9 protein-coding genes and 1 pseudogene are annotated in these 12,569 nt (G+C 72.7%); all 10 read left to right on the top strand.

Annotation, left to right across the window (positions count from 1 at the left end; genetic code table 11):
* Positions 1-3 precede the first annotated feature (3 nt).
* The 10 genes and pseudogenes from CLV34_RS14825 (at position 4) to pyk (ending at position 12,501) form a co-directional block, all read left to right on the top strand.
* Positions 4-231 (top strand): HGxxPAAW family protein, encoded by a 228-nt coding sequence (locus CLV34_RS14825; RefSeq protein ID WP_100351093.1) that lies wholly within the window; start codon positions 4-6, stop codon positions 229-231.
* Between the two features lie 136 nt (positions 232-367).
* Positions 368-490, top strand: a pseudogene (locus CLV34_RS17235) (DUF2752 domain-containing protein); the annotation flags it as partial.
* Between the two features lie 15 nt (positions 491-505).
* Complete coding sequence (locus CLV34_RS17110) at positions 506-649, top strand: hypothetical protein (RefSeq protein ID WP_245859274.1); 144 nt, start codon at positions 506-508, stop codon at positions 647-649.
* A 130-nt stretch (positions 650-779) separates the two neighbouring features.
* Positions 780-1,592: an indole-3-glycerol phosphate synthase TrpC gene (gene trpC / locus CLV34_RS14815; RefSeq protein WP_100351092.1), complete on the top strand. Its 813-nt coding sequence runs from the start codon at positions 780-782 to the stop codon at positions 1,590-1,592.
* A 77-nt stretch (positions 1,593-1,669) separates the two neighbouring features.
* The gene (trpB, locus tag CLV34_RS14810; protein WP_245859286.1) at positions 1,670-2,998 is read left to right on the top strand and encodes a tryptophan synthase subunit beta; all 1,329 of its coding nucleotides are present in this window, start codon (positions 1,670-1,672) and stop codon (positions 2,996-2,998) included.
* Positions 2,995-3,858, top strand: a complete 864-nt coding sequence (gene trpA, locus CLV34_RS14805) for a tryptophan synthase subunit alpha (protein ID WP_100351090.1) — start codon at positions 2,995-2,997, stop codon at positions 3,856-3,858. Before trpB ends, trpA begins: the two co-directional genes overlap by 4 nt.
* Positions 3,855-4,775, top strand: a complete 921-nt coding sequence (lgt, locus tag CLV34_RS14800; protein ID WP_245859273.1) for a prolipoprotein diacylglyceryl transferase — start codon at positions 3,855-3,857, stop codon at positions 4,773-4,775. Before trpA ends, lgt begins: the two co-directional genes overlap by 4 nt.
* 130 nt (positions 4,776-4,905) lie before the next feature.
* Positions 4,906-9,495, top strand: coding sequence for a glutamate synthase large subunit (gene gltB / locus CLV34_RS14795; RefSeq protein WP_100351089.1), 4,590 nt, complete (start codon positions 4,906-4,908; stop codon positions 9,493-9,495).
* A complete protein-coding gene (locus tag CLV34_RS14790; protein WP_100351088.1) occupies positions 9,488-10,954 on the top strand; it encodes a glutamate synthase subunit beta in 1,467 nt (488 codons plus the stop codon). The genes gltB and CLV34_RS14790 overlap by 8 nt, the downstream gene beginning before the upstream one ends.
* Before the next feature lie 110 nt (positions 10,955-11,064).
* Positions 11,065-12,501, top strand: coding sequence for a pyruvate kinase (gene pyk / locus CLV34_RS14785; RefSeq protein WP_100351087.1), 1,437 nt, complete (start codon positions 11,065-11,067; stop codon positions 12,499-12,501).
* Positions 12,502-12,569: the final 68 nt, after the last annotated feature.

Raw genomic sequence — 12,569 nt, 5'->3', positions numbered from 1 at the left:
ACCATGTCTGACAACTACCTGCCTCCCGCCTCCCCGCGCGCCAACGAGGGCCACACCCTCGCCGCCTGGTTCGCGATGATCGGCGTCATGGTGGGCGTGCTGCTCGTCGGGATCGGCATGGTCGTCGTGACCCCCGTCGTGTGGGTCGCGGGCGTCGTCGTGGTGCTGGTGGGCCTCGTCGGGGGCTGGTTCCTGCGGAAGGCCGGTCACGGGCAGCCCGCCGAGGACTGACGTCTCGTCGTCCGTCTCGTCGGCACGGCGGACCACCACCGCCCTCGCCGTCGGCGGCGCCGTCGCGGCGGCCACGGCGCTCGTCGCCGTCGTCGACCCGAGCACGCCCGGGCACTACCCGGCCTGCCCGTTCCTCGCCCTCACCGGCTGGGCGTGCCCCGGCTGCGGTGCCCTCCGCGCGACGCACGCCCTCACGCACCTCGACATCGGGGCCGCGTGGTCCTTCAACCCCCTGTGGACGGTCCTCGCCCCCCTGCTCGTCGTCGGGTGGGTCGTGTGGGTGTGGCGGCTGCGGACCGGCGCACCCCCCGTGCGGTGGCGCCACGGTCGCGTCCTCGTGGCCGCCGCGGTGGTCGTCGTCCTGACGTTCTGGGTCGTCCGCAACCTGCCCGGCGTCACACCCTGGCTCGGCCACTGACGGGACGACCGGCCGTCTCGGCTGGTGACGCGTGGTCGGGGCGGTCCGCGCGCGGCCCTACGATGGTCGAGGACGCGGAGGGGTGCCGGCCCGTGTCCCTCGACGGCAGCGGTGAAGGGGAGTGGGAACGATGACGGTCCTGGACGACATCATCTCCGGGGTGCGCGCCGACCTGGCCGTGCGCCAGGCCGCGACGTCCCTCGACGAGCTCAAGGAACGTGCGGCGCGCGTGCCATCGGCGATCGAGTGCGTGAGCCGCCTCAAGCAGGAGGACGCGGTCGCGGTCATCGCCGAGGTCAAGCGGTCGAGCCCGTCCCGCGGGGCCCTCGCGACCATCTCCGACCCGGCGGCGCTCGCCCACGAGTACGAGCACGGGGGGGCCGCGGTCATCTCCGTCCTCACGGAGGAGCGCCGTTTCCACGGCTCGCTCGCCGACCTCGACGCCGTGCGCGCCCGTGTCGACATCCCCGTGCTGCGCAAGGACTTCGTCGTCACGCCGTACCAGGTGTGGGAGGCGCGTGCGCACGGCGCCGACCTCGTGCTGCTCATCGTCGCCGCGCTCGAGCAGACCGTGCTCGAGTCGCTCGTCGAGCGCGTCCACTCGCTCGGCATGACCGCGCTCGTGGAGGTCCACACGCTCGAGGAGGTCGAGCGTGCGCTCGCCGCGGGCGCCCGGGTCGTGGGTGTCAACGCGCGCGACCTCAAGACGCTCGACGTCGACCGCTCGACGTTCGCGCGCCTCGCGCCCGCGATCCCCGACGAGGTCGTCCGCGTGGCCGAGTCCGGCGTGCGGGGCCCGCACGACGTCATGGACTACGCCCGGTCCGGCGCCCACGCGGTGCTCGTGGGCGAGGCCCTCGTGACGGACGACGCGCCGCGCGACTCCGTCGCCGACCTCGTCGCCGCCGGTGCCCACCCGTCCCTGCGCGCGGTGCGCCACTGAGCGTCGCCGCCGACCGTCCGCGCGGCGCCACCCCCCGGCGCGGCACCGACCCGACCCAGGAGCCCGCTGTGCCAGACCTGCCCTCCACGCCCCCCGAGGAGCCCGCGTTCCTCAACCCGCTCCTGCAGACCCAGCAGGGTCCGTACTTCGGTGAGTACGGCGGCCGGTTCGTGCCGGAGGCGCTCGTCGCGGCGCTGGACGAGGTCGAGGCGGAGTACCGCAAGGCCGTCGACGACCCCGCGTTCCGGGACGAGCTCGCCCGGCTGCTCAAGGACTACGTGGGCCGGCCCAGCCCGCTCACCGAGGTGCCGCGGTTCGCGGAGCACGCCGGCGGGTCCGGGGTGCGGGTGTTCCTCAAGCGGGAGGACCTCAACCACACCGGGTCCCACAAGATCAACAACGTGCTGGGCCAGGCGCTGCTCGTCAAGCGCATGGGCAAGACGCGCGTGATCGCCGAGACGGGCGCGGGCCAGCACGGCGTCGCCACCGCCACGGCAGCCGCGCTCCTCGACCTCGAGTGCGTCGTCTACATGGGCGAGGAGGACACCCAGCGCCAGGCGCTCAACGTGGCCCGCATGCGCCTGCTGGGCGCCGAGGTCGTGCCCGTCACGATCGGCACCCGCACGCTCAAGGACGCCATCAACGAGGCGCTGCGCGACTGGGTGGCGAACGTCGACTCGACGCACTACCTGCTCGGCACGGTGACGGGCCCGCACCCGTTCCCCGAGATGGTGCGCGACTTCCACAAGATCATCGGCGAGGAGGCGCGCGACCAGCTGCGCGAGCGTACGGGCGCCCTGCCTGACGCCGTCGTGGCGTGCGTGGGCGGCGGCTCCAACGCCCTCGGCATCTTCAACGCCTTCCTCGACGAGCCCGACGTCGCGCTGTACGGCTTCGAGGCCGGCGGCGAGGGCATCGAGTCGGGCCGTCACGCGGCGCGGTTCGCGGGCACGAGCGCCCCGGGCGTCCTGCACGGCGCCCGCAGCTACCTGCTGCAGGACGCCGACGGGCAGACGCTGCCGAGCCACTCGATCTCCGCGGGCCTCGACTACCCGAGCGTCGGGCCCGCCCACGCCTGGCTCCACGACCTGGGGCGCGCGACCTACCGGCCGATCACGGACGAGGAGGCCATGGACGCCTTCGCGCTGCTGTGCCGGACCGAGGGCATCATCCCGGCGATCGAGTCGTCGCACGCGCTCGCGGGCGCCCTGCAGGTGGGCCGTGAGGCCGCCGCGCGCGGGGAGAGCCCCACGATCCTGGTGAACCTGTCCGGTCGCGGCGACAAGGACGTGGCGACCGCGGCCCGCTGGTTCGGGATGCTCGACCACGACCACGCCGCCGCCGCTGACGACTCGTCCAGCGCGTCGGACGCGCCGGCCACGCCGACCACCGGAGGCGACCAGTGACTGCGAACCCGTCCACGGACGCACCCCGAGCCGGTGCGCAGACCGCTTCCGGGGTCGCGCCGCTGCTGCGCCGGCTGCGCGACGAGGGCCGCCCGGCACTCGTGGGCTACCTGCCGGTCGGGTTCCCCTCGGTCGAGCAGTCGATCGAGGCGGCGCTCACGCTCGTCGAGCACGGCGTCGACGTCCTCGAGCTCGGCGTCCCGTACACCGACCCGGTCATGGACGGCCCGACGATCCAGCGTGCGGCCGAGCAGGCGCTCGAGGCCGGCTTCCGGGTGAGCAGCGTGTTCGACGCGGTCCGTGCGACCGCGCCGACGGGCACCCCGACGCTCGTCATGACGTACTGGAACATCGTGGTGCGCTACGGCGTCGACGCGTTCGCCGCCGCTCTCGCGGCCGCCGGGGGAGCGGGGCTCATCACGCCCGACCTCATCCCCGACGAGGCGTCGGAGTGGGTCGCGGCGTCGGACGCGCACGGCCTCGACCGGGTGTTCCTGGTCGCGCCGAGCTCGACCCCGGAGCGCCTGCAGCTCACGGCGCGCGCGTCCCGCGGCTTCGTGTACGCGGCGTCGACGATGGGCGTGACGGGCGCCCGCGCGAGCGTGGGGCCGCGGGCCCGCCAGCTCGTCGAGGCCACGCGCGAGCGCGGCGGCGACCTGGTCTGCGTCGGGCTGGGAGTCTCGACGGGCGACCAGGCGGCCGAGGTGGGTGCGTACGCGGACGGCGTGATCGTCGGCTCGGCGTTCGTCCGGCCGCTGCTGGGCGACGCCCCGTGGTCCGAGCGCCTGCGCGCGCTGGGCCAGGTGGCCGACGAGCTCGCCGCGGGCGTCGCCCAGGCGCGCTCCGGGTCCGTGTCGTGAGCCTGACGGCGCAGCTGGGCACGCTCTCGGCGTCGATCCCGAGCCCGTCGCAGGGCGTGTGGCACGCGGGCGGCATCCCGCTGCGTGCCTACGCGTTCGCGATCCTCGCCGGGATCGTGGTCGCGATCGTCGTGACGCGCCGCCGGTGGGTCGCGCGCGGCGGCCACGCCGACGACGTCCTCGACATCGCGCTGTGGGCGGTGCCGTTCGGCATCGTCGGCGGCCGGCTGTACCACGTGATCACCACGCCGGAGCCCTACTGGGGCAAGGGCGGCAACCCCGCGAAGGCGCTCTACATCTGGGACGGCGGTCTCGGCATCTGGGGTGCGATCGCGCTCGGTGCGGTCGGCGCGTACATCGGCTGCCGGCGCCTCAAGGTGAGCTATCCGGCGTTCGCGGACGCGCTCGCCCCGGGGCTGCTGTTCGCCCAGGCGATCGGCCGCCTCGGAAACTACTTCAACCAGGAGCTGTTCGGGTCACCCACCGACCTGCCCTGGGCGCTGCGGATCGACAGCGCGCACCTGCCGATCGACCCGTCGACCGGGCTGCCGTTCGCGGAGGGCACGACCTTCCACCCGACGTTCCTGTACGAGCTGCTCTGGAACGTCGCGGGGGCGTTCCTCCTCATCTGGTTGGACCGTCGGTTCCGGCTCGGTCATGGTCAGGTATTCTGGCTGTACGTGCTGATCTATACGACGGGACGCGTCTGGATCGAAGCGCTCAGGATCGACACCGCGGAGCACATCCTCGGGCTGCGGCTCAACATCTGGACGTCGATCCTCGTGTGGGTCGGTGCGCTGATCGCGTTCATCGTCGTCAGGCGCCGCCACCCCGGGCGCGAAGAGACGGTACAGCTCGCCGCGACGGAGCCCGAGCAGACGGAGGCCACCGACCCCACCGGGTCGCCGGCCTCCTGAGACTGCGCGTGCGCCACCGGCCGCTGCCGGTGAGCGCTGCACCCGAACGGGCCGACGACGTCCCGTACCCCCCGAACGAACGAGGGCTCCCGGCGTACCCGTACGCCTGGGGCGTGTGAGGACAGACTTGATGACGACGCCGCGCACCGACGGGACGCCGCCGGCCCAGCCGGGCCTCCGGACCGCCCCCACGGCACAGGGCCTGTACGACCCTGCCGCCGAGCACGACGCCTGTGGTGTCGCCTTCGTGGCGACGCTGCGCGGGACCCCGGGACGCGACATCGTCGACGCCGGGCTCACCGCGCTGCTCAACCTCGACCACCGCGGCGCGGTGGGCGCCGAGGTCAACAGCGGCGACGGCGCCGGGATCCTCACGCAGATCCCCGACGCGTTCGTCCGTGACGTGGTCGCCGCCGAGCTGCCCCCGGCGGGCTTCTACGCGATCGGTACCGCGTTCCTGCCGGTCGGCGACGAGGACGCGACCGTCCGCCGCTTCGAGGCGATCGCCGCCGAGGAGAAGCTCGACGTCCTCGCGTGGCGCGACGTGCCCGTGACGGCCGACCTGGTCGGCCCGACGGCCCGCGCCTCGATGCCGACGTTCCGCCAGGTCGTGCTCGCCGACCCGTCGCGCGCGCTGGCCGGCGTGGAGCTGGACCGGCTGACCTACCGCGTCCGCAAGCGCGCCGAGAACGAGCTCGGTCTGTACTTCGCGTCGCTGTCGTCGCGCACCATCACCTACAAGGGCATGCTGACGACGGCCCAGCTCGAGCCGTTCTTCCCCGACCTGTCCGACCCGCGCTACGCGTCCGAGATCGCGCTGGTCCACTCGCGCTTCTCGACCAACACGTTCCCGTCGTGGCCGCTCGCGCAGCCGTTCCGGCAGATCGCGCACAACGGCGAGATCAACACGGTGCGCGGCAACCGCAACTGGATGGCGGCGCGCGAGGGCACCCTCGCGAGCGAGGCGCTGGGCGACCTCGCCCCGCTGCTGCCCGTCTGCTCGGACGGGTCGAGCGACTCGGCGAGCTTCGACGAGGTCCTCGAGCTCCTGCACCTGTCCGGGCGCTCGCTCCCGCACGCGGTGCTGATGATGATCCCGGAGGCGTGGGAGAACAACCACGACCTCGACCCGGCGCTGCGCGCGTTCTACGAGTACCACGCGACGCTCATGGAGCCGTGGGACGGCCCCGCCTGCCTCACCTTCACGGACGGCACGCTCATCGGCGCGGTCCTCGACCGCAACGGTCTGCGTCCGGGTCGGTACTGGGTCACCGAGGACGGCCTGGTCGTGCTCGCGTCCGAGGCCGGCGTGCTCGACATCGACCCCGCGACGATCGTGCGCAAGGGCCGGCTCGAGCCGGGCCGCATGTTCCTCGTCGACACGCACCAGGGCCGGATCGTCGAGGACGAGGAGGTCAAGGCCTCCCTGTCCACGAAGCGCCCGTACCAGCAGTGGGTCGCGGAGAACTCCGTGTACCTCAAGGACCTGCCGGAGCGGGAGCACGTCGCCCACTCGCCGGCGTCGGTGCAGCGTCGGCAGCGCACCTTCGGGTACACCGCCGAGGAGCTCAAGATCATCCTCGGCCCCATGGGCGAGAACGGCGCGGAGCCGCTCGGCGCGATGGGGTCTGACACCCCGATCGCGGTGCTGTCGAGCCGGCCGCGCATGCTCTTCGACTACTTCACGCAGATGTTCGCGCAGGTGACCAACCCGCCGCTCGACGCGATCCGCGAGGAGCTGGTGACGTCGATCGCCGGCGCGATCGGCCCCGAGCCGAACCTGCTCGAGGACACCGCGCTGCACGCGCGCAAGCTGGTCCTGCCGTTCCCGGTGCTGGACAACGACCAGCTCGCCAAGATCATCCGCGTCGACCGTGACCCGAACCTCGCGGGCATCTTCCGCGCGGTGACGGTGCGGGGCCTCTACAAGGTCGCGGACGGTGGCGCGGGCCTGCTCGCGCGACTCGAGGAGATCTTCGCCGAGGTCGACGCGCACGTTGAGGCGGGCGCGAGCTTCATCGTGCTCTCGGACCGCGACTCCAACCAGGACCTCGCGCCCATCCCGTCGCTGCTGCTGTCGTCCGCGGTGCACCACCACCTGCTGCGCCGCCACACGCGCACCCAGGTGTCGCTCGTCGTCGAGGCCGGAGACGTGCGCGAGGTGCACCACGTCGCGCTGCTCATCGGCTACGGCGCCGCCGCGGTGAACCCGTACCTCGCGATGGAGACCGTCGAGGACCTCGCGCGCCGCGGATACCTCGCCGTCGCCCCCGAGAAGGCCGTCGCGAACCTCATCAAGGGGCTCGGCAAGGGCGTCCTGAAGGTCATGTCCAAGATGGGCATCTCGACGATCTCGTCGTACCGGGGCGCCCAGGTGTTCGAGGCCCTCGGCCTGTCGCACGAGCTCGTCGCGGACTACTTCGCGGGCACGACGAGCCGCCTCGGCGGCGTCGGTCTCGACGTGCTCGCGGCCGAGGTCGCCGCACGGCACGCCGAGGCGTACCCCGCGTCGGGCAACCACCAGCCGCACGCCGGCCTCGTGTCGGGTGGCGAGTACCAGTGGCGCCGGGACGGCGAGGAGCACCTCTTCGACCCCGAGACGGTGTTCCGCCTCCAGCACGCCACGCGCTCGCGCCGGTACGACATCTTCAAGCAGTACACGGACCGCGTGAACGAGCAGTCGAACCGCCTCATGACGCTGCGCGGTCTGCTGCGCTTCGCCCCGACGCGTGCCGCCGTCCCGCTCGACGAGGTCGAGTCGGTCAGCGCGATCGTCGCGCGCTTCAACACGGGCGCGATGTCGTACGGCTCCATCTCGTCGGAGGCGCACGAGACCCTCGCGATCGCCATGAACCGCCTCGGCGGCCGCTCCAACACGGGCGAGGGCGGCGAGGACCCGGAGCGTCTGTACGACCCCGAGCGCCGCTCGCGCGTCAAGCAGATCGCGTCCGGCCGGTTCGGCGTGACGTCCGAGTACCTCACGCACGCGGACGACATCCAGATCAAGCTCGCCCAGGGCGCCAAGCCCGGCGAGGGCGGCCAGCTCCCGGGCCACAAGGTGTACCCGTGGGTCGCGAAGACCCGGCACTCGACGCCGGGCGTCGGCCTCATCTCGCCGCCGCCGCACCACGACATCTACTCGATCGAGGACCTGGCGCAGCTCATCCACGACGCCAAGAACGCCAACCCGGCGGCGCGCGTCCACGTCAAGCTCGTCTCCGAGTTCGGCGTGGGCACGGTCGCGGCGGGCGTCTCGAAGGCGCACGCGGACGTCGTCCTCATCTCGGGCCACGACGGCGGCACGGGCGCGAGCCCGCTGACGTCGCTCAAGCACGCGGGCACGCCCTGGGAGATCGGCCTCGCCGAGACCCAGCAGACCCTCGTGCTCAACAACCTGCGCGACCGCATCGTCGTCCAGGTCGACGGGCAGATGAAGACGGGCCGCGACGTCGTCGTGGCCGCGCTGCTCGGCGCCGAGGAGTTCGGCTTCGCGACCGCCCCCATGGTGGTCTCGGGCTGCATCATGATGCGCGTCTGCCACCTCGACACGTGCCCGGTGGGCGTCGCGACGCAGAACCCCGAGCTCCGCTCCCGGTTCACCGGCAAGCCGGAGTTCGTCGAGACGTTCTTCGAGTACATCGCCGAAGAGGTCCGCGAGCTGCTCGCCGAGCTCGGCTACCGCACGCTCGAGGAGGCCGTCGGCGACGTCGCGGCGCTCGACACGCGCGACGCGGTGCAGCACTGGAAGGCCGAGGGCCTCGACCTCGGTCCCGTGCTCGCGCGGCCGGAGCCCGCACCCGGCTCGACCCTGCACCAGACGCAGGTGCAGGACCACGGTCTCGGCAAGGCGCTCGACAACACGCTGATCGACCTGGCCGCGGCCGCGCTCGAGAACAGCGAGCCCGTCCGGATCGACCTGCCGGTGCGCAACGTCAACCGGACGGTCGGCACGATGCTCGGCCACGAGGTCACCAAGCGGTACGGCGGCGCGGGCCTGCCCGACGGCACGATCGACGTCACCCTGACCGGGTCGGCCGGCCAGTCGTTCGGCGCGTTCCTGCCGCGGGGCGTCACGCTGCGCCTGTTCGGTGACGCCAACGACTACGTCGGCAAGGGCCTGTCGGGCGGCCGGATCGTGGTCCGGCAGGACCGCGCGTCCGTGCTCACCGGCCAGACCAACGTCATCGCGGGCAACGTCATCGGGTACGGCGCCACGACCGGCGAGATCTTCCTGCGCGGCCTCGTGGGCGAGCGCTTCGGCGTGCGCAACTCGGGCGCGACCCTGGTCGTCGAGGGCGTGGGCGACCACGGCTGCGAGTACATGACCGGCGGGACCGTCCTCGTCCTCGGACGCACGGGCCGCAACTTCGGAGCCGGCATGTCCGGCGGCACCGCCTACGTCCTGGACCTGCGTGAGCAGGCCGTGAACAGCGCGGCCCTGGCCGCCGACGAGCTCTCGCTCGACCCGCTCGACGACGACGACGCCGCCCTCGTCGAGCAGCTCGTGCGACGCCACCACGAGGAGACCGGCTCGCCCCTGGCCGCCGAGCTCGCCGAGGCGTTCGCCGAAGACCCCCTGGCTGCGCGGGCGCGGTTCACGCGCGTGCTGCCGACCGACTACGCCCGCATGCGGGCCGCTCTCGCCCAGGCCGAGGCCGACGGCGTCGATCCCGCGGCCCCCGGTGTGTGGGAGCAGATCCTGGAGGTGGCTCGTGGCTGACCCGCGAGGATTCCTGAAGGTCCGCGAGCGCGAGCTGCCCGCGAACCGTCCCGTCGAGCTGCGTCTTCGTGACTGGCGCGACGTCCACGAGCACCGGGTGGAGGGCCAGCCGTTCCTCAAGGAGCAGGCGGGCCGCTGCATGGACTGCGGCGTCCCGTTCTGCCACCAGGGGTGCCCGCTGGGCAACCTCATCCCGGAGTGGAACGACCTGGTCTGGCGCGGGCAGTGGAAGGACGCGATCGACCGCCTGCACGCGACGAACAACTTCCCGGAGTTCACGGGTCGGGTGTGCCCGGCCCCGTGCGAGTCGGCGTGCGTGCTCGGCATCAACCAGCCGGCCGTGACGATCAAGAACGTCGAGGTCTCGATCGTCGACGAGGCGTTCGAGCGTGGTCTGGTGACCCCCCAGGTCCCCGAGCGTCTGACGGGCTCGACGGTGGCCGTGGTCGGGTCGGGTCCCGCGGGGCTCGCGGCGGCGCAGCAGCTCACGCGCGCCGGCCACACCGTGGCGGTGTACGAGCGGGACGACAAGATCGGTGGCCTGCTGCGCTACGGCATCCCCGACTTCAAGCTCGAGAAGCTGCACATCGACCGTCGCCTCGAGCAGATGCGCGCCGAGGGCACCCGGTTCCGTCCGGGCGTCGAGATCGGCAAGGACGTCACGTGGGACGCGCTGCGCACCCGGTACGACGCCGTGGTCGTCGCGACCGGTGCGACCGTGCCGCGCGACCTGCCTCTGCCGGGCCGTGAGCTCGGGGGCATCCACTTCGCGATGGAGTTCCTCACGCAGGCGAACGTGGTGGCCGCGGGCGGCACCGTCGAGGGCCAGATCAGCGCCGCGGGCAAGCACGTCGTCGTGATCGGCGGCGGCGACACCGGCTCCGACTGCCTCGGCACGTCGCTGCGCCAGGGCGCCGCGTCGGTCACGACCCTCGCGATCGGCAAGCGGCCCGCGGACTCGCGTCCGGCGAGCCAGCCGTGGCCGACCGACCCGATCGTGTTCGAGGTCTCGTCCTCGCACGAGGAGGGCGGCGAGCGCGAGTACCTGGCGTCGACCGTCGAGTTCCTCGGCGGCGACGACGGCCGCGTGCGGGCCATGAAGGTCGCGACGACGGAGTACCTGCCCGACGGCCGCCGGGTGCCGACCGAGGGCACCGAGCGGGAGGTCCCGGTCGACCTGGTGCTCGTCGCCATGGGCTTCACGGGCCCCGAGACCGAGTCCCTGGCGAGCCAGTCGGGTGTGTCGCTGACGTCGCGCGGCCTGGTGTCGCGCACGTCCACGTACGCGACCGACGTCCCCGGCGTGTTCGTGGCGGGCGACGCGGGCCGCGGCCAGTCGCTCATCGTGTGGGCGATCGCCGAGGGGCGCGCCGCGGCGGCCGCGGTGGACGAGTACCTGCAGGGCGGCACCGAGCTGCCGGCTCCGGTCGCCGCGGACACGGTGTCGCTGCGGGCCTGAGAGATGTGAGACGTGGCGGTCGGCGCCCACCCTCCGGGCGCCGCCCGCCGACCCGGGTGCGTCGTCAGGCGACGGTGCGCCGCACAAGACAAGAGAACTAGGCTGGAGCCATGCGCAGAGCAAAGATCGTTGCCACCATCGGACCCGCGACGGAGTCGCCGGAGATGCTTCGTGCCCTCGTCGACGCGGGTCTGGACGTGGCTCGCATCAACCGGAGCCACGGTGACCAGGAGGCGCACGCCGCCGTCTACCACGGTGTCCGCGCCGCGGCGGAGGCGTCGGGCCGGAACGTCGCCGTCCTCGTCGACCTCCAGGGGCCGAAGATCCGCCTCGGGGCCTTCAAGGACGGTGTGAAGCCGCACCTCAACGTGGGCGACACCTTCGTCATCACGGCCGACGACGTCGAGGGCACGGCCGCGCGTGTCTCGACCACCTTCAAGGGCCTCCCGGGCGACGCCCGCGTGGGCGACCCGCTGCTGATCGACGACGGCAAGGTCCAGGTCCGCGTCACCGCGGTCGAGGGCAACGACGTGGTGACCCGCGTCGAGGTCGCCGGCCAGGTCTCGAACCACAAGGGCATCAACCTGCCGGGCGTCGCGGTCTCCGTCCCCGCGATGTCGGACAAGGACGAGGAGGACCTGCGCTGGGCCCTGCGTCTCGGCGCGGACATCATCGCGCTGTCGTTCGTCCGCAACGCGAAGGACTACGACGACGTCCGCCGGATCATGGACGAGGAGGGTCGCGTCGTCCCCGTCATCGCGAAGATCGAGAAGCCGCAGGCCATCGAGAACCTCGCCGAGATCGTCGAGGCGTTCGACGGCATCATGGTCGCCCGTGGTGACCTGGCCGTCGAGGTGCCGCTCGAGCAGGTCCCGATCATGCAGAAGCGTGCGGTGGAGCTCGCGCGCCGCAGCGCGAAGCCGGTCATCGTCGCCACGCAGGTGCTCGAGTCCATGACGAACAACCCGCGCCCGACGCGCGCCGAGGCGTCCGACTGCGCGAACGCCGTCCTCGACGGCGCGGACGCCGTCATGCTCTCGGGCGAGACCAGCGTGGGCGACTACCCGATCGAGACGGTGCGCACGATGGCGCGCATCATCGAGGCGACCGAGGAGCTGGGTCGGGAGCGCATCGCGCCCCTCGGCTCGACCCCGGCGACGCGTGGCGGCGCGATCACCCGTGCGGCCGCCGAGATCGGCGAGACCCTGGGCGTGAAGTACCTCGTGACGTTCACGCAGTCGGGCGACTCGGCCCGTCGTATGTCGCGTCTGCGCTCGCGCATCCCGCTGCTCGCCTTCACCCCGGACGAGTCCGTGCGTGCCCGTCTCGCTCTCACGTGGGGCGTCCAGGCGTACAGCGTCCCGAGCGTGTCCTCGACGGACGCGATGGTGAACCAGGTCGACCAGACCCTGCAGGCCAACGGCCTCGCCGAGAAGAACGACCTCGTGGTCGTCGTCTCGGGCGCGCCGATCGGCGTGTCGGGCACGACGAACTCGATCCTCGTCCACAAGACGGGCGACGAGTCGGACAACGCGCGCCGCGACTGATCCCGGTGTGCCGACGGCGCGCCACCCCTTCCTGGGGTGGCGCGCCGTCGTCGTGCGCGGGGACTCCC

This window comes from Luteimicrobium subarcticum (genome assembly GCF_002798015.1).
Taxonomy (GTDB): Bacteria; Actinomycetota; Actinomycetes; order Actinomycetales; family Cellulomonadaceae; genus Luteimicrobium; species Luteimicrobium subarcticum.
The sequence above is the reverse complement of the archived record's forward strand: the minus strand, read 5'-3'. Positions and strand labels throughout refer to the sequence as shown.

Bases quoted from the DNA above. Each gene is read 5' to 3' on its own strand.
- CLV34_RS14825 (WP_100351093.1), top strand. From the start codon at position 4: ATGTCTGACAACTACCTGCCTCCCGCCTCCCCGCGCGCCAACGAGGGC.
- trpC (WP_100351092.1), top strand. From the start codon at position 780: ATGACGGTCCTGGACGACATCATCTCCGGGGTGCGCGCCGACCTGGCC.
- gltB (WP_100351089.1), top strand. From the start codon at position 4,906: ATGACGACGCCGCGCACCGACGGGACGCCGCCGGCCCAGCCGGGCCTC.
- pyk (WP_100351087.1), top strand. From the start codon at position 11,065: ATGCGCAGAGCAAAGATCGTTGCCACCATCGGACCCGCGACGGAGTCG.